Origin of the sequence: Aeromonas ichthyocola, from assembly GCF_046087985.1 — a bacterium.
Lineage (GTDB): Bacteria > Pseudomonadota > Gammaproteobacteria > Enterobacterales > Aeromonadaceae > Aeromonas > Aeromonas rivipollensis.
Genome location: NZ_JBJSWH010000002.1, coordinates 110,197 through 132,181, shown reverse-complemented (window position 1 = coordinate 132,181; position 21,985 = coordinate 110,197). Strand labels below are relative to the sequence as shown.

General features: G+C 60.4%; 15 protein-coding genes and 5 pseudogenes. 16 read left to right on the top strand and 4 right to left on the bottom strand.

The features are described 5' to 3' along the window. Positions 1-6 precede the first annotated feature (6 nt). From ACF2JD_RS05395 to ACF2JD_RS05365, 7 genes and pseudogenes are all read left to right on the top strand, one after another. A complete protein-coding gene (locus tag ACF2JD_RS05395) occupies positions 7-1,173 on the top strand; it encodes a nucleotide sugar dehydrogenase (RefSeq protein ID WP_440986929.1) in 1,167 nt (388 codons plus the stop codon). A gap of 71 nt (positions 1,174-1,244) precedes the next feature. Next, positions 1,245-2,297 (top strand): UDP-N-acetylglucosamine--undecaprenyl-phosphate N-acetylglucosaminephosphotransferase, encoded by a 1,053-nt coding sequence (wecA, locus tag ACF2JD_RS05390; protein ID WP_440986928.1) that lies wholly within the window; start codon positions 1,245-1,247, stop codon positions 2,295-2,297. Between the two features lie 126 nt (positions 2,298-2,423). Next, positions 2,424-3,497, top strand: coding sequence for an LPS O-antigen chain length determinant protein WzzB (locus ACF2JD_RS05385; protein ID WP_440986927.1), 1,074 nt, complete (start codon positions 2,424-2,426; stop codon positions 3,495-3,497). A gap of 94 nt (positions 3,498-3,591) precedes the next feature. Further along, positions 3,592-5,307 carry a Wzy polymerase domain-containing protein gene (locus ACF2JD_RS05380; protein WP_440986926.1) on the top strand — a complete coding sequence of 572 codons (1,716 nt, stop codon included), beginning with the start codon at positions 3,592-3,594 and terminating at the stop codon, positions 5,305-5,307. A 177-nt stretch (positions 5,308-5,484) separates the two neighbouring features. Next, positions 5,485-5,937: a glycine zipper 2TM domain-containing protein gene (locus ACF2JD_RS05375; protein WP_216366572.1), complete on the top strand. Its 453-nt coding sequence runs from the start codon at positions 5,485-5,487 to the stop codon at positions 5,935-5,937. Positions 5,938-6,107: 170 nt separating this feature from the next. Further along, positions 6,108-6,512, top strand: a pseudogene (locus ACF2JD_RS05370) (YceH family protein); the annotation flags it as partial. 126 nt (positions 6,513-6,638) lie between these two features. Then, positions 6,639-10,493: pseudogene (locus ACF2JD_RS05365) on the top strand (DEAD/DEAH box helicase). A gap of 119 nt (positions 10,494-10,612) precedes the next feature. On the opposite strand, the gene ACF2JD_RS05360 reads toward ACF2JD_RS05365, so the two are convergent. Next, positions 10,613-11,506 (bottom strand): DNA replication terminus site-binding protein, encoded by an 894-nt coding sequence (locus ACF2JD_RS05360; protein ID WP_440986925.1) that lies wholly within the window; start codon positions 11,504-11,506, stop codon positions 10,613-10,615. Between the two features lie 523 nt (positions 11,507-12,029). Here ACF2JD_RS05360 and ACF2JD_RS05355 point away from each other — a divergent pair. From ACF2JD_RS05355 to ACF2JD_RS05325, 7 genes and pseudogenes are all read left to right on the top strand, one after another. Continuing rightward, the gene (locus ACF2JD_RS05355; protein ID WP_005331430.1) at positions 12,030-12,239 is read left to right on the top strand and encodes a DUF1127 domain-containing protein; all 210 of its coding nucleotides are present in this window, start codon (positions 12,030-12,032) and stop codon (positions 12,237-12,239) included. A 273-nt stretch (positions 12,240-12,512) separates the two neighbouring features. Further along, positions 12,513-13,253, top strand: a pseudogene (locus tag ACF2JD_RS05350) (succinylglutamate desuccinylase); the annotation flags it as partial. A 116-nt stretch (positions 13,254-13,369) separates the two neighbouring features. After that, a pseudogene (pdhA, locus tag ACF2JD_RS05345) lies at positions 13,370-14,457 on the top strand (pyruvate dehydrogenase (acetyl-transferring) E1 component subunit alpha). Continuing rightward, positions 14,450-15,436, top strand: a complete 987-nt coding sequence (locus ACF2JD_RS05340; RefSeq protein WP_440986924.1) for a transketolase C-terminal domain-containing protein — start codon at positions 14,450-14,452, stop codon at positions 15,434-15,436. The pseudogene pdhA and the gene ACF2JD_RS05340 overlap by 8 nt, the downstream one beginning before the upstream one ends. A 94-nt stretch (positions 15,437-15,530) precedes the next feature. Further along, positions 15,531-16,631, top strand: coding sequence for a 2-oxo acid dehydrogenase subunit E2 (locus tag ACF2JD_RS05335; RefSeq protein WP_440986923.1), 1,101 nt, complete (start codon positions 15,531-15,533; stop codon positions 16,629-16,631). A gap of 205 nt (positions 16,632-16,836) precedes the next feature. Further along, positions 16,837-17,046, top strand: a complete 210-nt coding sequence (locus ACF2JD_RS05330; RefSeq protein ID WP_005331438.1) for a cold-shock protein — start codon at positions 16,837-16,839, stop codon at positions 17,044-17,046. 95 nt (positions 17,047-17,141) lie between these two features. Next, positions 17,142-17,438, top strand: coding sequence for a hypothetical protein (locus ACF2JD_RS05325; protein WP_167402303.1), 297 nt, complete (start codon positions 17,142-17,144; stop codon positions 17,436-17,438). Here the strand turns inward: ACF2JD_RS05325 and ACF2JD_RS05320 are convergent. Then, on the bottom strand, positions 17,425-17,673 hold the full coding sequence (locus ACF2JD_RS05320) for a TIGR02647 family protein (protein ID WP_025327553.1): 249 nt from the start codon (positions 17,671-17,673) through the stop codon (positions 17,425-17,427). The two genes, ACF2JD_RS05325 and ACF2JD_RS05320, sit on opposite strands and share 14 nt — an antisense overlap. A 248-nt stretch (positions 17,674-17,921) precedes the next feature. On the opposite strand from ACF2JD_RS05320, the pseudogene ACF2JD_RS05315 reads away from it, so the two are divergent. After that, a pseudogene (locus ACF2JD_RS05315) lies at positions 17,922-18,486 on the top strand (hypothetical protein). Between the two features lie 94 nt (positions 18,487-18,580). Beyond that, positions 18,581-18,973, top strand: a complete 393-nt coding sequence (locus ACF2JD_RS05310; protein WP_005331447.1) for a DUF2750 domain-containing protein — start codon at positions 18,581-18,583, stop codon at positions 18,971-18,973. A gap of 86 nt (positions 18,974-19,059) precedes the next feature. Here ACF2JD_RS05310 and ACF2JD_RS05305 read toward each other — a convergent pair whose 3' ends face one another. Then, positions 19,060-20,865: an extracellular solute-binding protein gene (locus tag ACF2JD_RS05305; protein WP_440987206.1), complete on the bottom strand. Its 1,806-nt coding sequence runs from the start codon at positions 20,863-20,865 to the stop codon at positions 19,060-19,062. Between the two features lie 137 nt (positions 20,866-21,002). Then, positions 21,003-21,896: an EamA family transporter gene (locus tag ACF2JD_RS05300; protein ID WP_005331452.1), complete on the bottom strand. Its 894-nt coding sequence runs from the start codon at positions 21,894-21,896 to the stop codon at positions 21,003-21,005. Positions 21,897-21,985 lie beyond the last annotated feature (89 nt).

Here is a 21,985-nt window from a genome sequence, read left to right as displayed (position 1 = left end):
TTAGTTGTGAAAATTGCTATTTGTGGTACGGGATATGTGGGTCTTTCCAATGCAATATTGCTGGCACAACACCACGAGGTGGTGGCTGTCGATGTGATTGCCTGCAAGGTTGAACTGATCAATCAGCGCCGCTCCCCCATCGTCGATAAAGAGATTGAAAGCTATCTGGCCAGCCATGATCTGAATCTGCGAGCCACCCTTAATAAAGAAGAGGCTTATCAAGGGGCTGATTTCGTTATCATTGCGACGCCAACTGATTACGATCCCGAAACCAACTACTTCAATACCAGCACGGTGGAGTCTGTGGTGAAGGATGTGATGGCGATTAATCCCAATGCGGTGATGGTGATCAAATCGACCATTCCGGTCGGCTTTACCGCTCGGCTGCGTGAAGAGTTGGGGTGTGACAATCTTATTTTTTCACCGGAGTTTTTGCGTGAAGGGCGCGCCCTTTACGACAACCTGCACCCGTCTCGTATTGTGGTGGGTGAACGTTCCGAGCGGGCTCAAGTGTTCGCCAATTTGCTATTGGAAGGGGCGATCAAGAAAGATGTGCCCGTGCTGTTTACCAACAGCACCGAGGCCGAGGCTATCAAGCTGTTTGCCAATACCTATCTAGCCATGCGAGTTGCGTTTTTTAATGAGCTCGATACCTATGCTCAGCTGCATGGTCTTGATAGTCGCCAGGTTATAGATGGTATCGGTCTCGATCCCCGTATTGGTAGCCACTACAATAATCCGTCATTTGGCTATGGTGGTTACTGCTTGCCTAAAGATACCAAACAGCTATTGGCCAACTACAACAAGGTACCGAATAACCTGATCCGGGCGATTGTTGATTCCAATACCACGCGTAAAGATTTTGTTGCCGACTCGGTGATCTGCAAGAATCCAAAACGAGTGGGTGTATATCGACTGGTGATGAAGGCGGGGTCCGATAACTTCCGAGCTTCTGCTATTCAAGGGGTCATGAAGCGGATCAAGGCGAAAGGGATTGAAGTGGTCATTTATGAGCCCACCTTGAGCGAACCCGAGTTTTTCCGCTCCAAAGTCATTACCGATTTGGCACAATTTAAAGAGAGTTGTGATGTGATCCTGACCAATCGTATGGATCCGGAACTGGCCGATGTAGCGGATAAGATCTATACCCGCGATCTGTTCGGTAGCGATTAATCAGACCTGATAGAAGATGCCTTGGAATTTTATTCAGTACATTGTATGCATGTGCTGTTAGGATGAAAAAAATGGAATATATCTATTTTTTTATTACAGCCTTCTTGTTTTTGTTTTTACTTCGCAAGCTGGCAAAAAAAATCAATCTCGTTGATCGCCCTAATGGGCGCAAGCAGCATCAAGGGGTGATCCCGTTGGTGGGCGGAATCGCGATCTATCTGACCTTGATGTTGGCGTTATGGTTTAAACCTGATTTATTAACTAGTTCAGATATCTATGTTTTGTGTGCCTCCGTCTTGGTTATCATGGGAGCAATAGACGATAAATATGATGTTGACTATCGCATTCGCTTAGTCGTGCAGATATTAATTTCTTGTGCAATGATATTTGGTGCAGGTCTTTCTCTCAAGAGTTTGGGGGGGCTGGCCTTTGGTCACGAAATTGTATTAGGACCTCTTGGTTATATTGTGACTGTTTTTGCTGTTCTTGGCGCAATCAATGCCTTTAATATGGTAGATGGTATCGATGGCTTGCTAGGTGGGCTCACTCTGGTCACTTTTGGAGGATTAGCTTACCTTAATTATGTTGATGAACAGTTATTATTGGCTCGTTTTTGTTTGTTAATGATGATCGTTGTAATCCCCTATGTTGTTCTGAATTTAGGTTTCCCTTTTGGAACTCGACGTAAGGTTTTTATGGGGGATGCAGGCAGCATGTTGATCGGCTTTACCGTGATTTGGGTATTGTTGCAGGGAACCCAAGGGCCAAAGGCACAGATGAACCCGGTCACTGCATTGTGGCTCATCGGCATTCCGCTGATGGATATGACCTGCATCATGGTTAGGCGTATTCGTAAAGGCGTCTCGCCATTCAGGCCGGATCGCGAGCATCTGCATCATATCTGCCTGCGGGCTGGACTTTCATCCCATCAAGCCTTGGTGGTGATTTGCGGTACTGCGGCCCTGCTGGCTGTTGTGGGCATTGCACTCGAATATGGCTCAGTGCCGGAGTGGGTCAGCTTGTTGTTATTTTCTCTGGTGTTTGTTCTCTATTATCAGTTGCTTAACAATATCTGGCGTATTCTCGCCAAAATTAAGCCAAAAACTGCCAGTGAGCCTAACTAAATTGGGGCTCTCCCACACAGGCTTTTGCCTGGCCGCTTATGGAAAATATACCCTTGGTCCTGTCTGACAAGGATCGTCAGGCCCCTTTTATTAACTCTCCAAACTGATTAGGAAATGACAGTTGTTATGACCAACAAAGAGATAACCCCCAAATCTGAAGCTCATTTACCACAGGGCTGGCAAGCCTCTTCCGGTGACGAGATCGATCTGCGCGAGCTGATCCTGGTGCTGTGGCGTGAGAAAGTGCTTATTCTGCTTATTGCGGTGTTATTTGCCGCTGTTGGTGTAAGTTATGCGCTGACAGCTCCCCAGCAGTGGTCCGCCAAGGCAGTGATCGCGGAGCCCAAGCCGGAAGATTTGCTACCGATGAAAAAGATATCGGTACAAGCCTCTGCACTAGGGCTCACAGGGTTTCCAGATGAAAAAAAACTCTATCAGGAATTTGTACAAGAGTTCAACGCCTATGAAAATCGTCGGGATTATCTGAAAGCCAGCCCGCTATTTGCTGCGCAGATAAAGGAATCAGCTTTGGATGCCAAGGCTCAGAGACGTTGGCTGCGTGACTGGGCCAATCTGGTGACGGCTAAACCTGTAGATAAGAAGGGCGAAGAGCCAGGGATTGCAATTACCTTTGCGGCTCCAGCCGCTGAAGCGTCGTTGGCGATGTTGGAAGGATATGTCGGCTACATCGTCAATTTGCAACAGCAGAAGTTGATCGAGCGACTAGGAGCACAGCGTGATCTGCAACTGGAAGAGATGAACACGCGCTATACCGTGATGCAGGAAGAGGCCAAGCGTGCGCTGCAGCAGGAAATCTTCGAGATAACATTGGCTAGCAGTGTGGCCAAGGCGGCTGGTGTGAGTACGCCACTGGAAAGGACCAGCAGCCAGGAGCGTTTCTCCATCGTGCAGGGTTCCAAGGCGCTGGAAGAGAAACTGGCCTTGCTGAAGTCACTCGATCTGGCGCTCTATCAGCCCGAATTGCAGAAGTTGCAGGCACAGATAGCGCATTTGAAGCGCATCTCTCTGGAAGGGATAAGCTTCCGTCCATTTTCTTATCTGGATGCACCCGATGAGCCCCAGAGCCGTGACAAGCCCAAGCGTCCCTTGGTCGTGGTATTGGCTACCTTGCTCGGCGGCATGCTGGGAGTGGGCATAGTGCTGGTGCGTCATATGTTTCGCAGGCCAGAGTCGGCATGATGGCAAGGAAGTGAACAAGTGGGCGATTGCCCCCTTTTACGTATTGGTTGCTTGGTGACGACACATGGAAATGACACTGCAGGGATCAGGGACGATGAGGACAACAACAGGGATCTTCGGCATGCTCAGCATCCTCTATTGGCTACTGGGCATGCACTTTTTCATGCACAACCCGGGCGGGGCCGGGCTCTATCTGCCTTTCAACGCCTGGGGCTGGATCTTCGCGAGCCTGGTGATGGCGCTGGGACTGTGGCAGGTCACCCTCAGCCAGCGGCTGGTGGTTTCGCCGCTGCTGACGGTCCTGTGGCTGGGGGCCTTGCTGCTGCTGTTGCCCATGGCATATCCGGGCTTCGAGCTCAAGGACTATGCCATCCCCCGCCTGTTGGGGCTCTTTGCCGGTCTGCTGTTTCTCGCTTGTCTCTATCAATGGCGACTGGACCGTCAGATGCGGGCTCGCTTGCTCTACCTGCTGCTGGGGGCGGTGGCCATAGAGGCGTTGCTCGGCCTGGTGCAGTACTACCTGCTGGTGCCGGGCAACTGGATAGGCTATGACACCAGGACCAATCGCCCCTATGGCATTTTCCAGCAACCCAACGTGATGGCGACCTTTATGGCAACCGGGTTTGCTTTGGCGATCTGGCTTCAGATGCGAGGGCACGCCAACCCCTGGCTCAAGGGGCTGCGTCATGGCGTGATCCTGGCGACCGCCTTGCTGCTGGTGGTGCTGCAGTCCAGGGTGGGCCAGCTGGGCGGAGCCTTGGCCCTGATCCTGCTGCTGCCGCAGTTGCATCGCGAGCGGCAACTGGGGCGGGTGTTGGGGCTGGTTGGGCTGGGCATAGCGCTCGGGCTGGCATCCCAGTACTGGATGGCGGGGGTCAGGCGGGGGCTGGAGATATATCAGTCCGGCGGCATGAGATCCATCTACTGGCCTTATGCCGCCAAGCTTATCGCCGAGGCGTCCTGGAGCGGCTGGGGCTATGGCAGTTTCGAGTCCGTGTTCCTCCAGCATTACATGGCGGACAAGGCGCTCAATCCCGCCATGGTGCAGATCGAGTACAACCTGGATCACCCCCACAACGAGTTTCTCTACTGGGCGGTGGAAGGGGGGCTCGCCCCCATGCTCGGCATGGCGCTGATGGGCGGGGCTCTGCTGTGGCGACTGGGTAGGGCTGGCTGGGTGAAGGGGGCAGCCTTGCTGGCGCTGGTGATCCCCATACTGCTGCACACCCAGACCGAGTATCCCTTCTACCACGCCATCGCCCTGTGGTGGGCGCTGCTGCTGCTCATCCATGTGCTGGATGCGGAAGTGGAGGAGGGGGGAACGGCTGGCCACGCCAACTGGCGGGAGTATGTCTACCGCCCCTGGCTCTTGCTGCGTTTCCTGGCCATTGGCATTCCCCTGATCGTCGTCCCCTTCATGCTGACGGCTCTGCATACCGCCTGGGTGGTGACCAAGTATGAGCGCGGCGGCTACAAGCAGCCTGCGTTGCTGCTCGACATCGTCAACCCCATGGCCTGGCTGACCCGGGTGGAGTTCGACGTCAACGCGGTGCGCCTGATGGTGGGCTTGCAGGCCAACAACAAGTCAGAGCTGGAAGCCTATCTCGACTGGGGGCAGGCGTTCGTGCGTCATACCCCCAGGGCCAACATCTACGCCAACATGGTGATTGCCCTCAATGCGCTGGGGCGGACCGAGGAGGCCGACCGCCTGCGCACCCAGGCGCTGATGCTCTATCCGGGTGAGCCCTTGCTCACCGCCTCGGCGGCCAAGTCGGTCGCCGCTACCCTGGAGCCCAAGCCCTCCTCATGAGCGGGCCGGGCACCGCTTTCCCTTCTCCCATCACGGCCGCCTTGCGGCCGTGATCATTTCCACCTCAGGCAAGCTCACAGTCAGGATCGGCGGTGTAGTCTCCCGAATGGGGATGGCGGGGCCGCGCAGGTGCGGTGCCGGCGCCATCGGGTCTCAGTCGTCATCGGAGTCGACATAGTGAAGAAGATTGCATTCATGGTTACCAGCCTGCTCATTCTGATGGGCACACCGGCCCTCGCAGGCACCAGCGCCCAGGTGGAATACGGCACGGTGCAAGAGAGCCGCATTTTGACCCAGGAGGCGGCGCCCCAGCAGGGCGGAACCCGGCCACTTCGCACCATAGGGGCCGCGGCCCTGGGGGCGGCAGTCGGCAGCCAATTTGGTGGTGGCTCGGGCCAGACTGTCGCCACCACTGTGGGGGCAGTGGCGGGGGCCGAGGCTTCCCGTCGCCGTCAGGGCAACCAGCAGAGCGTGCAGGGCAAGCAGACGGTCGAGCTGCTGATCAAGACCGAGGCGGGAAAACTGCTCAGCGTCGTGCAGGATCAGGAGCCCGCGCTCACGTTCAACAAGGGGGACAAGGTGCGCATCCTGACCACGGGAACGGATACCCGGGTCGACAAGTCCGTCTAGGGGGCTGCCTGGCGGTATGATGCCAGGGGCTAGCCCCTGGTTGCGGCCGGATTGTACGATGTTTCATCAAGGGTTTCATCGGCTCGCAAAAATGCGGTTCTGTGCTGGACGGCGAGAGCGCCTTGGCTAAGATAACCGTCTTAACGTCTTGTTTGGCAAGGGAGTATGAAATGGAGATAGTACTAGGCCCATTAGAGGCTCGCGTGATCGGCTGCCTGATAGAGAAAGAGATCTGCACGCCGGATCAGTACCCTCTCTCTCTCAATGCACTGGTCAATGCCTGCAACCAGAAGAGCAATCGCGAACCCGTGCTCGAGCTCGCCGAGCTGGATATCCGCGCCGTCATCGACGAGCTGATCCGCCGCCGTCTGGTGGTCAACACCGCCGGCTTCAATGCCCGGGTGCCCCGCTATCAGCACCGTTTCTGCAACACCGAGTTTGGTGAACTGAAGTTCAGCGCCCAGGAGCTCGGCATTATCTGCGAGCTCTTGCTGCGGGGCCCCCAGACCCCGGGCGAGCTGCGCTCGCGCACCAACCGGCTGTGCAGCTTCGACGATGTGACCGAGGTGGATGCGGGGACCCGATCCCGCTAAGCGGGAATCCCGCTATGGCCGTTTTTTTTGAGTTATTTCGCGGTTAAGGGTCGAGCCGCCGACGCTTTACCGTTAAAATTCCGCTTTTGCACCTGCCCGTGAGTCTTGATGTCTGCCTCCACCCTCTCTTCGGATAGTTATGCCCTGCTCAGCGACCCTGCAATTGCAGCGCGTCGCCAGTACCCGTTTGCTGCAAGATACGCTGGCGGTTGGCCATGCCCTGGCAGGCGCTGACGGACGCGCTGCAGTTGCCGGGTTGGTGAGATTGCGGCTGCGCAACGAGCAGCAGTGGAGCCTGACGGCGGAGGGCACCCTGGCCTTGATCCTGGCGGTGCGTGCCGGGGCTCTGCCCCATGCCGGACTGGACCCGGGTCCCCTCGGTCACGGGTCAGGAGATGGCACAAGGGGTGGTGCGCGAACTCTGCCTGGGGCAAGGCGGGGGAGATCCCGACCTACTTCCAGAGCGCGCGATCTGCTGACCCTGCTGGATACCCCGGATGCCCACCAACTGCTGGCGGGCTCCAGCCCCGCCTGGCAGCAACTGTTGCTGGAGCACTTCGCCCTGCAGACCCTGCTCGATGCCCCCTATGAAGCAGCGCTGGCCGCTGGCGTCCGTGACCGCGGTGCTGCGCCCCCGAGGTACAGCCCGGCAAGCCGAGGCGAGTGGCGCTGGCTCAGCGGGGATGGTGAGAGCTGGCCCGCTGGCCGGCGAGGTGCCGCCACCCACTGGCCGGCCCTGCAGGCGCTGGCCCAGCAGAGCCAGAGCAGCCCGCTGGCGGAGCGGCTGCTCGGCGCGCTGGGTCAGTGGCAGGCAACGGTGAGGGTCATGCCGGGCCCTGGCCCCGTGTTCAGCGCCCTGCTCTGGCTTGGCTGGTTGCAGCAGGCCGATCCCGTGCTCGCCAGCGAGCAGCGCAAGAAGTGGCAGCGCAGCCTGACCGGCCAGTTCCCCTGCTTTCGGATCTGTTGGGACAGTGGGCCGGTGATCGCCACGGTCAGGCGATAGGCCTGTTCGATACCCTGCAACTGCCGTTGGAGGAGCTCCACTGGGGCTACCTCTGGCTGGATCTCTGCGCCCTCGCGCGCCACGGCGAGCAGAGCCCCCAGGTCGCCATACTGCACAAGTGGGACCTCTCCCATGTGCTGGAGGCCGAGCCCCGTCATCGCCTGATGGCCTTCTGCCAGGATCTGTTGCGCCTCTTGCTGGGAGAGGGGGCCGAGCGTCCCCCGTTGCAGCAGTTGCGTGCCACCCCGATCCCCGAGGCGGCCAGCGACGCAGAGGATGAGGACAAGACCCCCGCCTCGGCCAGCTGGCTCAACTGGCTGCAGGGGCTGGGGCGCTCCAGCGGCGTGCGCAAGGCGCAGGAGCGGCTGGTATGGCTGCTCCACGCGGACGGGCCCGAGCTCGAGTGCAAGATCCAGAAGCAGAGCACCAAGGGGGAGTGGACCGCCGGGCGCCGGGTCGATCCTGCCCTGCTCTCCACCCAGTATGCCGCCCTGCTCGACGAGGCGGACTGGGCTCTGGTGCGCACCCTGCCAAGGGGCATGAGCAAGCTGCCGCGGGACGCCTGGGCTCCCCTGGCCAGCCATCCGCGCCTGTTCAACGCCAAGGGGCAGAAGCTGCAACTGGCCATTAGCGCCCCCTTGCTGCAGGTGGTCGCCACCGAGCAGGGCATGAGCGCCGTTTTGAGCCCGGCCGCTGCGGCGCGAGGGGCGCACATAGTGCCGCTTGCCCAGGATCTGTGGCAGCTCATCCTGACCCCGCAGGCCCTGCTGGACAGACTGCCTGCGCTGGAATCCATTCCGCTGCTGCCAGCGGACGGGCTCGCCGAGCTGCAACGTACCCTGGATGCCATTCCCGAGCTGCCCTGGCACAGCCAGGTGGTTGGGCTCAGTGGCAATGCCGAGTTGACCCCCTGGCCCGGAGTGCCCTCGGTCCAGCTGGACTGGCAGGATGGTCAGCTGCTGGTCCAGCTGGTGACCCGGGAGGGGGAGCTGCCGCCGCTGCCCCTTGGCAAGGGGGAGGCCATAGTGCGCCAGGGCGTCAGGGACTATCACTACTGGCAACGGGATCTGGCTGCCGAGAAGGCCGAGGCCCAGTTGCTGCGCAACCAGCTGCCCATAGGCCTGCCGGGCAACGAATGGAAGCTGGACGGTGAGCAGGCACTGACCCTGGTCAATGCGCTGCCCGAGCTGGTGGACGCCGGAGTGGTCGTTCACTGGCATCAGGACAGCGCCCGTCTCAAGAGCCTCGACGAGGCGGCCCTGAGCCTGCGCATCGAGCGTCGCCAGGACTGGTTCCAGGTGGAGGGGGCACTGGCGCTGGACGAACATCAGATCCTCGACTTGCGCCTCATCCTGCGCCAGCTGACCCCGGGCCAGCGCACCGTTCAGCTCGACGAGAAGACCAGCCTGATGCTGAGCGACAAGCTGGTGGAGCGCCTCACCATGCTGGGGGCCATGCTGGACACCGAGCAGCGCATCAACAACAAGCTGGCCTACCCCCTGGCCCGCCTGCTGTCGGCGGTGACCACGGCAGGGGATGATGCCTGGCACTCCCTGCAGCAGGAGTGGCAGCAGGAGGTGGAGTGTGCCCCCGAGCTCTTGACGGCGCTGCGGGACTATCAGAAGGACGGGGTGCGCTGGATGGCGACCCTGGCCCACCATGGCTTTGGCGCCTGTCTCGCCGATGACATGGGTCTTGGCAAGACGCTGCAGGCGCTCATGGTGCTGCGCATGCGCCAGCACCTCGGCCCCGCTCTGGTAGTGGTGCCCAAGTCCGTGGTCACCAACTGGCAGGAGGAGGTGACCCGGTTCGCCCCCGAGCTGGAGGTGGTGGTGTTCGAGAATCCCGCCGAGCGGGAGACCCTGATCCAGGAGGCCAAGGCGGGCCAGATCATCCTGGTCAACTACGGCATGCTCGGCAGTCTGGCCCAGTCCCTCAAGTCCCGCCGCTGGGCGAGCATGGTGCTGGACGAGGCGCAGCAGATCAAGAATGCCGGCACTCAGCGTGCCAAGCTGCTGTTCCAGCTCGAGGGGGATTTTCGCCTGGCCCTCTCCGGCACCCCCATCGAGAACCACCTGGGGGAGCTGTGGAGCCTGTTCACCTTCATCAACCCGGGCCTGCTCGGCAGCCTCGGCGAGTTCAAGCGCCGCTTCGGCAAGGCGGTGAAGGATCCCCAGCACATGGCGCTGCTGCGGGCGGTGATCAGCCCCTTCATCCTGCGCCGCCTCAAGCAGCAGGTGTTGACCGAGTTGCCGGACAAGACCGAGATCATCCACCACATCAGTCTCTCCCCCGAAGAGCGTCAGCTCTACGAGGCGACCAGGCGCGAGGTGGTGCAGCAGGTGCAAAGCGCCGATGGCCGCGCCCTGATGCACGTGCTGAGCGGCCTGACCCGCTTGCGGCGGCTCTGCTGCTCCCCCGAGCTGGTGATGCCGGAGTGGTCACAGACCAGCAGCAAGCTGGACGAGGCCATGGCGCTCCTGGAAGAAGCCATAGATGGTGGCCACCGGGTGCTGGTGTTCAGCCAGTTCGTCGATCTGCTGAGCCTGTTGCGAGCCCGCATCGAGCTCAAAAAATGGGACTACTGCTACCTGGACGGGGGCTGCTCCGCCAAGTCCCGCCAGGAGTCCATACTGCGTTTTCGTCATGAACCGGTTCCCCTGTTCCTCATCAGCCTCAAGGCGGGGGGCACAGGCCTCAACCTGACCCAGGCCGATACAGTGTTGCACCTGGATCCCTGGTGGAACCCAGCGGTGGAGGATCAGGCGAGCGATCGGGCGCACCGCATGGGCCAGACCCAGCCGGTGACAGTCTATCGACTGGTGTGCGAGCAGACGGTGGAGGAGAAGATAGTGGCGCTGCACGACGAGAAGCGGGCCCTGGCCGATGGCCTGCTGAGCGGCCAGTCCGAGGTGCGAGGCCTGGATGTGGAGAGCCTGCGCGCCCTGCTGATGAGCTAGGAGCGGTGCTGCCTGCCTGGGTGCGAGAGGGGGATGGTTCTGGTGGCCATCCCCCTTCTCTGTTTCAGGGGCTCATTGCCCGCGTCTGGGGCCCCTCTCATGGGTCTGGTTAAGAGGCGCTAGCCCTGATAGCGATAGAGGTGCAGCCGCTCTATGATGGCCTCGCCGCCAATCTTGCGATCCCGCCGCGCCTGGCGCAGCTTGGGCGGATAGTGGCCGAGGTGAGTGACGCTGGGCGGGTTGTCCGAGCAGAGCAGCAGGGGCAGGCTCGCCTTGAGCTGCTGCTTGCGGGGCTCCCTGTCCAGCCAGAGCAGGTTGATCATGGGGTGGGTCTTGACCGGTCGGCGGATCCGCAGCTGCGCATCCGCAGGCAGGCGGCGAATGTCATACACCTCCTGATCCACCATCTTGCTCCACTCCTCGTTGCTGGAGAGCGCCGGCACATAGCGGCGACTGCGCTCCAGCATCTCCAGCACCTGCTCGCGGCTGAGGCGGCTGATGCTCTGCTTGTCGGCCCAGGTGAAACCGAGGGAATGCAGCTCTCCGGTGAGCAGGGTCAGCTTGCGATAGACCTGCAGGGTGATGACCCCGGGCAGTGCGCTGTGCACCAGCTCGAACTTCTCGTCTCGCCCACCGGCGGCCTGCACCAGGGCCTTGAAGGCGAGCTTGTGGCCGTTGATCTCATCGAGCAGCGGCTGCAGCAAGGGGGCGCTGGTGGCGGGGAAGCGCAACCAGCCAGGCAGCCGGTGAGTCGCCTTGGTGGAGCAGCCGGGGCGGGCGCTGTGATCCTGAAAGGCCGTCACGGCCGCGGCCAGTGCCGCCTCGCCCGAGAGATAACCCACCTCTATGGCCTCGATAGGGTCATGCTCTTCCCCTTGCGGCACGGCGGGCAGGGGATAGACATGGGCCTCCAGCAACTCGAGCTGGCCGAGCAGTCTGGCGAGACGGGCAAGGGCCTCTTCCAGCGCGTCCATCTGTTGACGCAGGGCGGCGGTGGGGGTAAAGGTGTCCATCGGCATATCCTGTGTGTTCCCCCAATCCGTCGCCCTAAAGGCGGCGATCGGGGGGCATGATTAAACCACTGTATAAATAACCATACCAGTATGGCGGGAAGGCGCCAAGTGCCGCCTTTCAAGCGCCGTGCAAGGGCGGCTGCCGTGGCCGTCTTTCGGGGGTTGCCTGTCTGTATCATCCTGTTAAATAACGATCTTTAAGTGATCCAACGGTTAACAATTGGCGGTGCGGCAGGGGTGGCAGCGTCCTGTCTCGAACTCGGGCTCTGCATAGCTAACGTGGGAAACTGCATAGTTAGAAGCCGATGGGGCAGGAGAAAATGCTGCACGGCTGGGGGAGGGAATCTCTGGCTAATATTTCACATATAAATCAATATGTTGTATTTTACCCCATGGCGAGATCAGCCATTACTTTTACTAATCTCATGTATCAAAATTCGTCAATTGAGGCGCCTCCTCGCCCTGACTAAGCTTTGCGCATCAAATCCGAGCCTTGCGCAGAACTAGAGAGAGGAGCCATATCATGGCCAACATGACTTATACCGAAGCCGGTTACCAGGATTCCAGCGAATCGAATCTGGTTGCTCGCGTCAAGATGACCGTCCTGACCTGGCTGGAACGCAGCCGCAGCCGTCGCCAGCTCTCCGAGCTGCCCGCCTACCTGCTCAAGGACATTGGTCTGAACGAAGCTGACCGCTATCAAGAGACCACCAAGCCGTTCTGGCGTGGTTGATATACCGGGCATGGATGCCTCGTTTTCTTGCTGATCTGAACGGCTCTGCCTGATGCTCTTTGCCCCATAACGGGCCTGACTCTTCCCCTGTTGCCGCTTCCTGTCATTTCCCCTTGTCTGTTTTTCCTTCCGTTTGCCCCCTGCGGCATGAGTTGTCATCATCCCTCGCCAACTTTGTATCCTTACTGTTTGAATTTGTTTAAAAATTGATTTTAAGCCCGCCTGCCTTGCGTATAATCCGGCCATAGCATTCCAGACAAGAGGGTGAGATGGATGATTCCCCAGCATGACTTTTTGGCCCTGACCCGCCGCCACGAGTGGCAGCTCGAGCCCTTTGCCTTCGACCTGGCCAACGGCACCCGGGTGAGCGTGTGGGACACCGGCGTGCTCTGCCTGGAGCCCATGGGTGAGTCGCCTGGCGGGCGCAAGGACATAGTGCTCTCCTGCGGCATTCACGGTAACGAGACTGCCCCCATCGAGATCTGCAACCAGTTGCTGACCCGGTTGCTCGGCGGGGAGCTTCAGGCCCGCCACCGGGTGCTCTTCCTCTTTGGCAACCCGGCCGCCATGAATCAGGGCGCGCGCGAGGTGGAGGAGAACATGAACCGGCTCTTCTCTGGAGCCCACAGCAAGGGGGAGGGGCTGTGCAACAGGGAGCGCATTCGGGCCATGCGCCTGGAGCAGTATGTGAGCCGCTTCTTTGCCGATCCCGCCCGGCCCCGTTATCACTACGATCTGCACACTGCCATTCGCGGCTCCCGCCACGAGAAGTTTGCGGTCTACCCCTTCCCCCACGAGCGGCCACACTGCAAGGAGCAGGTGCAGTTCCTCGGGGCCTGCGGGGTGCGCACCATACTGCTCTCGAGCGGCCCGACCACCACCTTCAGCTATTACAGCTCGCACCAGCATGGCGCCCATGCCTTCACGGTGGAGCTCGGCAAGGTGCGTCCCTTTGGCGAGAACGACATGACCCGCTTCATCGAGGCGCGTCGAAAATTCAGCTCCTTCGCTACTTTAAAGAAGTTTCTACTGGTCTTACCTGAGTAAATCCCTTTGCTTTTTATTTAACAAGGTATTTACATCTAGGTGTCACCAGCATCGGTGACGCTCACAACGGCAAGGAGCCAGTTATGACCCATGTCGACATCCCTTTCCTTCGTTACCTCGATGCGGAAGGGTGCCCGGTCGCCACCTTACCGACCTGGCTGGACAAGGCGATACTGCACACCTTCTACCGCAATATGGTGATGGTGCGCAGCTATGACAAAAAAGCGATTGCGCTGCAACGAACCGGCAAACTCGGTACTTTTCCCTCCCATCTCGGCGCAGAAGCCGTGGGGATTGGCATTGGTCTCGCCATGCAGCCGCAGGATGTCTACGTTCCCTACTATCGGGACATGCCCACCCTCTATGTGCGGGGCGTGCCGATGGAGAAGAACCTGCAATATTGGGGCGGTGACGAGCGGGGCAGTTATTTCTCAAACCCGATGGGACTCCCTCTGAAGACTCCCCCATCTGCGTCCCCATCGCCACCCAGATCACCCACGCCTGCGGCATTGCCTCGGCCTTCAAACTGCGTAATCAACCGCGGGTCGCCGTAGTCACCATCGGCGATGGCGGCACCTCCAAGGGTGATTTTCTGGAGGGGCTCAACTGCGCCGGTGTCTGGCACCTGCCGATGGTCATCATCGTCAACAACAACCAGTGGGCCATCTCGGTGCCACGCAAGCTGCAATCGAGCGCTCCTACGCTGGCCCAGAAGGGGATTGGCGCCGGGGTGCGCAGCCTGCAGGTGGATGGCAACGATGTGGTGGCGGTCTACGATGCCGCCCGCAGTGCCGTCGAACGGGCCCGCAGCGGCAAGGGGCCGACCCTGATAGAAGCGGTCAGTTATCGCCTCGGCGATCACACCACGGCCGACGATGCCACTCGCTATCGCGATGGGGCCGAGGTCGAGGCCGCCTGGGCCAAAGAGCCGGTCAAGCGGCTGCGCCAGTTTATGCACAGCCAAGGCTGGTGGGATGAAGAGCAGGAGCAGAGCCTGCTGGCGGAGGCCGCCCGAGAGGTAGAGCAGGCGGTCGCCCGTTATGAGGCGATGGCGCCCCAGCCGCCGGAGGCGATGCTCGATTATCACTACGCCAGCCTGCCCGCCGAACTCTTGCCCCAGCGCGAGCGAGTGATTGCCAAGGGGATGAAGCAGGAGGTTGGCCATGAGTGAGATCAGTTTGCTGGAAGCGATCAATCTGGCGCTGCATCACGAGATGGAGCACGACCCCGACGTGGTGGTGCTGGGTGAGGATGTGGGGGTCAACGGCGGTGTGTTCCGTGCCACAGTGGGGCTGCGCGACAAGTTCGGCTTCAAGCGGGTGATAGACACGCCGCTGGCGGAGGGGCTGATCGCCGGGGTGGCGGTCGGCATGGCGACCCAGGGGCTCAAGCCAGTGGCCGAATTCCAGTTCCAGGGCTTCATCTTCCCCGGCATGGAGCAGATCATCTGTCAGGCGGCGCGGATGCGAAACCGTACCCGTGGCCGGCTCTCCTGTCCCATCGTCTACCGCTCCCCCTATGGCGCCGGCATCCATTCGCCCGAGCACCACAGCGAGAGCGTCGAAGCTCTGTTTGCCCATATCCCCGGGCTACGGGTCGTGATCCCTTCCAGCCCGAGACGGGCATATGGCCTGCTGCTCTCGGCCATTCGCGACCCGGATCCGGTGATGTTCTTCGAGCCGGATCGCATCTACCGCTCCATGAAGTCGGACGTGGTAGATGACGGCGTCGGCCTGCCGCTGGATGTCTGCTTCACCCTGAGGCCGGGACGGGATCTCACCGTGGTCGCCTGGGGGGCCTGCATCCAGGAGGCGATGAGAGCCGCCGCCCTGCTGGCGGAGCAGGACATCCAGTGCGAGGTGCTGGATCTCGCCACCATCAAGCCGCTGGATATGGGGAGCATCCTGGCCTCGGTGCGCAAGACCGGGCGTCTGCTGGTGGTGCACGAGGCCTGTGGCAGCTTCGGGGTCGGTGCCGAAATCGTGGCGCGGGTCACCGAGGAGGCGTTGACCTCCCTCAAGGCGCCGCCAAAGCGCCTCACCGGGGTGGATGCCGCCGTCCCCTACTACCGCAACGAGGAGTATTACCTCATCACCGAGCAGGATATCGCGGATGCGGCTCACCAACTGATGGAGAACAAGTGGCTATGACGTTTCTCAACTGTTGGCGCCCAGGCGTCCGAGCAAGGAAGAGCCATGAAGTCGGTCAATCTTTGGTGATGTTCCCGCGGATGGAGAACTGGTCATGAAATTTTTCAAATTACCGGATCTGGGCGAAGGCTTGGCCGAGGCCGAGATAGTCGAATGGAAGGTCAGTGCCGGCGATACCGTGAGTGTCGATCAGGTGCTGCTGTCGGTGGAAACTGCCAAGGCGCTGGTGGATGTGCCCTCGCCAGTGGCGGGGGTGATCGCCAGGCTGTGCGGCCAGGAGGGAGACATACTCCACATCGGCGCTCCCCTGGTGGAGTTTGAGGGGGGTGAGGACGACGGCACCGTGGTGGGCAAGGTCAGCGCCCATCAACAGCACATCGAGGATCACTTCGTGGTGGGTGCCATGGCGCCCGGTGGCGCCCTGGTGCAGGCCATGCCGGCGGTGCGTCTGCTGGCGCAAAAGCTGGGGCTGGACATCGATAGACTCAAAGGCACTGGCAGCGCCGGCATGGTGACCGAGCAGGACGTGCAGAGCGCCTTCGAAGTGTTGCAGAGCAGCGGCAACGAGTTCCTCAAGGGCTCGCGCCGGGCCATGGCCAAGGCGATGGAGCACTCCCATCAGTCGGTGGTGCCGGTCAGCATCACCGACGAGGTGGACCTGCGTCACTGGCGGGCAGACGAAGACGTGACGGTGCGTCTCATCAAGGCCATCGGTGTGGCCTGTCGCGCCGAGCCCTCCATGAATGCCTGGTTTGACGGGGATACCCTGTCGAGACGGCTGTTCAGGGAGGTCAACGTGGCCATCGCCGTTGACTCCAAACACGGGCTCTATGTGCCGGTGATGGAGAACGTGGCCGAGCGGGAGAGGGCGGACATTCGGCACGGGCTGGATCGGATGATCGCCGATGTGAAGGCGCGCGCCGTGCCGCGGGAGATGCTGCAGGGGGCGACCATCACCCTCACCAACTTTGGCGCCATCGCGGGCCGTTATGCCAGTCCTATCGTCACGCCACCCCAGGTGGCCATCATAGGGGCGGGCAAGCTGTTCGAAAAAGTGGTCTTCATCCATGGGGAGGCGCGGCCGGTCCGGGCACTGCCCTTGTCGATGACATTTGACCACAGAGCCTGTACCGGCGGGGAGGCAGCGCGCTTCCTCAAAGCCCTGGTTCAGGCACTGGAAGCGGCGGATGCGTAAGTGATTGCACCCTGCCCCCGGCGGGGTGCAAATTTGGTTGCGTAATCGACAAAGGCACGTATAATCTAAACCAGCTTGAAAGGGCGTTAGTTATGTCAATGAATATGATGTTTTGCATCTTTTCCTGTTGTTCATAAGTTAATCCCGTTTTTGAGCTTTATCCGCTGAAAAGCATAAGTAATTATTTTGAATACAGGTTAAAGATATGTCTAACATGATCACCGGTACCGTTAAGTTTTTCAACGAAACCAAAGGTTTTGGCTTCATCCAGCAAGAAAACGGCCCGGACGTTTTCGTTCACTTCAGCGCTATCAGCGGTAACGGTTTCCGTACCCTGGCTGAAGGTCAGCGCGTACAGTTCTCCGTGACCCAAGGTCAGAAAGGCCCGCAGGCTGAGAACGTAACTGCTCTGTAATTCTTACAGAATTTAAGAAAGCCGTGGTACATCTGGTGCCACGGCTTTTTGTTTTATGGCATATTCATAAACCACGTTTGCCAATGACCATCATCATGATCCCATCACTCTTGCTGACAGTGGCGCTTGCCAATACCACCGTGCCGGATCCCGCGGCAAACGAGGCCGTGACAGTGTGCCAGCAATTCGTGCAGGTCCGTTTGGGCAAGGCTGAGCAGCCCGAGGAGATCAAGGCGCAGCCTGTCCCGAAGCGGGCGGGGGAGTGGTTGATCGATGGCAAGGTAAAAGGACCCGAAGGTCCTTTGTTGTTTGCTTGTCTGCTGCGGCAGGGAAAGCGCTGGGAATTGCTCAACTTCTCGCTCTGGGCGCCGCAGGAACTCAATTCGGCTTGAGCGCCACCAGCAGGTGTTGAAGATGCTCCAGCATGGTCATGCCGAAGGGGGTCAGATAGCCGCCATCGACGGCACTGATCATGCCTTGTTGATGCAGACGCTGCGCCGCGAGGCACAACTCTTCAGACATGTCGCTGCGTAACTTGATCCCCAGACTCATGTTCGCCGGATCAAAGCATGCCAGTATTTTCAGCTCATTCACAAAATCGTCAGAAACCTGGTCGATCCCACTCATGGATGCACTCCTTACGCTAAAGATGTATGCAAACTAGCATTCCCGGTTTGACTTTAGTGGGCGCTGGCTCAAAGTATTGGGCTTTCTCTGGGCCGGCTTTGCCTGAACGCTGCTTTTTTGGCCGGAAGCGTCATGCCCCGGCTGGTTGGACGAGCAGAGTCTGCGTGCCAGCAAACATGGTAGAATAGTCTCTCTTTTGTCCTCCTGGCCAGGTACGAACCCAGGTCTTCCAGCTCAAGGCGCGTCTCATGATCACTGTCACTCTGGTATCTCTGCTGCACACCCTAGGTCCCCGCTTTCCTGTTTATGCACCTTCCTTGTTGCTCCCCTTGCTCGATGAGCATCAGGGGGATCTCTGGCTGCCATCCATCAAGGGGGCGGATGTCACCGCCCTGCGCCAACATGCCAAGGGGCGCGAGGCGCAAAGTCTGGCTCCTCTGGCGGCGGGATGGTGCGATTTCGGGGCTGGCGGCGAGGGTGAGACTCCCGAGCTGGACGCGCTGGCGAGTTACGACGAAGAGATGCTGGACAACCTGCTGATGTACTGGCACAGCCCTGGCAAGATCAACAGCCCGATCACCGATAACCTGTTCGAGCTGCGCCGTGGGGTAGTGGATGAAGCCCATGGCTCCAAGCTGGCGGTCGCCTGGGAGCAGCAGCAGCAGAGACGCTTCGAGCAGATCATGGCAGGGGCTTGGGCCTTGGGCCGGTCGGGCCCAGCTTTGCTTCGTGGAGGTGGAGTCCGCCTACTGGCTGCGCCAGCGTTTCTGCGAGACGGCGGAGATCACCCTGGTGACCCCGGTGCTGGGCTGAGATAGCCGAAACAGGAGTGACTGAGCACTCTTGCTGGACAAGGCGCCAGCAAGATGTGAACATGTCGCCCTTTATTGAATGAGAGACTTGACCAATGAGCTATGAACTTAGCGACACCGAGCGCAATGCCGCGCTGCAACTGAACGCCGACTACCGCTTTGATCACTTCATCAGCAAACTGGTCGAGCACGAAGAGCTGTTTGTTCTGACCGACGAGCACGGCGTCATGATGCTGACCACCGAAGACGAAGACTGCATCCCGGTCTGGCCGCATCCGGAATACGCCAAGGCGTGGGCCGAAGGCGAGTGGGCAGACTGCAAGCCGCAGTCCATCACCCTCAAGGTGTGGCTGGATCGCTGGGTAGACGGCATGGAGCAGGACGAGCTCTGCGTGGCCGTGTTCCCGACCCCGGAGCAGGAAGGCATAGTGCTGGATCCGGCCGACGTGGCCGACGCCATCGCACAAAAGCAGGCCAAGCGCGGCTAAGTCCCGCCCAGGCGCTGCTGCCACAAAAAAGACCCCGCCACAGTGCGGGGTCTTTTGTTTGTGCCGAGCGAGAGCGTGGAGAGGGCTCAGGGCTTTTGATAGCGGGTGTCGATCAGGGTGACGGGAGGGAAGGTCTTGCCCTGCTTGATGGCGGCTTTGGTCTCCGCTTTCAGCTCCTCGTCAATCCAGAGCAGGCCGCCGAAGCTGTAGCCCGAGTTGGCGCCATCCAGGGGCCAGTAGAGCAGATCGCTCTGGGGGGTTGCCGGGATCTTGGGCAGTTTTATCCAGCGCCAGGCGCCTGCCCGGGTATAGGGGACCTGATAGGCGGGGACGAAGCTGGCCAGCTCATAGAGCCGCTGCTGGATCTGCCGTGAGAGCTCGGCCTTCTTGCCGAAGTCGAAGGCCTTGTCATATTGCTCCACCAGGGCCGAGATGGCGTCGTCATCGAGGTTCATGATGTTGTTGGTCTGGGGCTTGTTGGCGTTGACCTTATGGAAGTGCTCCCAGTAGGCGGGATAGCGGCCACTGCTCCAGGCCATCCAGGCGCTCTGATGCTTCTTTTCCAGCATGGATTTGAAGCCGGCGGAGGCATCCATCAGGTTCAGCTCCAGATTGAGGCCCGCCTTCTTCGCCTCTTCCCGCAGCAGGGTCAGGCGCTGGGCATGCTCCGCCGTGGTGTAGGTGATGCTGAGGGAGAGGGGCTGGCCCCTGTCATTTTGCAAGATGCCATCCGGCCCCGTCTTGGTGAAGCCCGCCTTGGCGAAGTAGTCCCGCGCGAGCCTGGGATCGAAGGGGCGTGCCTTGATGTCGGTGTTGGTGAAGGCCCCCTGGCCCGAACCGTAGCTGTTGAGGCGCTGGTAGTCTCCCCGCAGCAGGGTGGCGATCATCTTGTCGAGGGCGAGGGCATGCTGGATGCCGAGCCGCACATTGAGATCCTTGAGCAGCGGGTCTGCGGTGTTGAGGTAAAGCCCCATGGGGGACTGCGGGGTCTGGTTGTAGAACCAGAGCCGCTCGATATAGCCCTTCTCGAATTCGGCTGTCTTGCTCTTGTCGTGCCACCAGTTGGGCATGACCAGCGGGAAGCTGTCGAGATCGCCACGCAGGAAGTGCTGCCAGGCGATGTTCTGATCCCTGAGCACCTTGATCTCTATCCGGTCCGGGTTGAAGCGGTGCTGGAAGTAGCGCTCCCCGTCACCCCACCAATCCTTGACCCGGTTGAAGGTGACCGACTTGCCCTTCTTCAGCTCGCCAATCTGGTAGGCACCGGTGACCGGCAGCACCTTCCAGTTGTACTCCTTGACCCAGTTGGCCGTGAGCTTGATGGCATGGCTCGGCTCCGGGCTGAACGGCAGGGATTCCAGCAAATCCTCCCGGCTCTTCTCGGTGCCGCTGGTGATGGCGAGGGTGTGATCGTCGAACCTGGTCACCTCGCTTATCTGGGTGCTGTAGTAGTTGTTGTACCAGGGATCGCTTATCTCCTTGCTGCGCATCATCTTGAGGGTAAAGAGCCAGTCATCGGCGGTGACGGGCTGGCCGTCCGACCAGCGCGCCTTGGGGTTGAGGCGAAAATAGAGGGTCTTGTGATCGGCTCCGAAGGCCCACTGGTTGGCCAGCATGGGAATGGGATTGCCGGTCACCGGATGGGTGGCGAGCAGGGGCAGATTGGTTTCACGGACGTAACCGGCGAAGCTGCCGTTGGAGTCGGGCCCGTACTTGCGCAAGGTGAGCGGGAAGCTCGACATGAAGTCACGGAAGGTGCCGCCCCGTTTGGCCTGTGGATCGGCATAGACGGGGTCTGTGTCGTTGCTCTCCCACTTGAGATCCGCCGGCAGGGTGGCACTCCAGCCGAAGGCGCTCCAGCAGAGGGGGAGCATCACGGCCGCGACCCGCATGACACGCGGCAAAGTGGGGATGACCGAGGGTGAACTGTGCAGCATGTCCTTGCTCTCCTGATGGTTGGCGTCCTGCCGGGGTCAAGCTGTGAGGCCCGTGAGGGCCTGATCCATCATGGGAAGTTTCCCCATCGAGGTCAATGTTCGGCTTGTGCCTTGAACAGCCTCATTTTTCCGCCCAGCAGATGGACCACGAAGCCGAGCAGCACCAGACCCGAGCCCAGCCACTGCAGGGTCGTGGGGTGCTCATCGAGCAGCAGGGCGGCCGCCACCATGCCGACGCAGGGCACCAGCAGGGAGAGTGGCGCCACCTGGGCCACCGGATAGCGCATCAGCAGCCGCCCCCAGAGGCCGTAGCCAAGCCAGGTGGCGACCAGCGACAGATAGAGCACGCACAAGAGCCCCTGCCAGCTGAAGTTGAGCAGGCTGGTGGCAATGACGTCGGGCCCCTCGAACAGCCAGGAGAGCGCGAAGAAGGGCAGTATGGGCACCAGGCCGCCCCAGGCGATGAGGCTGGGTAATGAGGTCTGATAGCGCAGCCCAATCTGGCGATTGATGACGTTGCCAAGGCCCCAGCAGGCGGCGGCGCACAGGGTCAGCACGAAGCCGAGCAGGGTCAGGTTGCCCTCGCCGTTGGTGGCGATGAGATAGAGGCCGGCCCCCGCCAGCGGCAGCGCCACCCAGTGGTGGGGCTGCCAGCGCTCCCCCAGCCAGATCATGGCGAACAGCAGGGTGAACACCACCTGGGATTGCAGCACCAGGGAGGCCATGCCCGCCGGCATGCCGAACTTCATGGCGCAGAACAGGAAGGCAAACTGCCCCAGGCTGATGGCACCGCCATAGGCCAGCAGCCAGCGCCAGGGCATGGCGGGTCTGGGCACCAGCAAGATGGCGGGGAAGACAACGCCGACGAAGCGCAGCGCTCCCAGCAGCAGCGGCGGTATGCCCTCCAGCCCCCATTTGATCGCCACGAAGTTGAGTCCCCAGCAGAGAATGACCAGGGCAGCCAGACACTTGTCCTTGGCTTGCATACAGCGTCCTTGTGTGAGAAGCAGAGCCATGAGATGGCGCCGGAAGGCAACGAGCATACCCGCGATGGGGTGGTCGGCGTCAAGCCGCA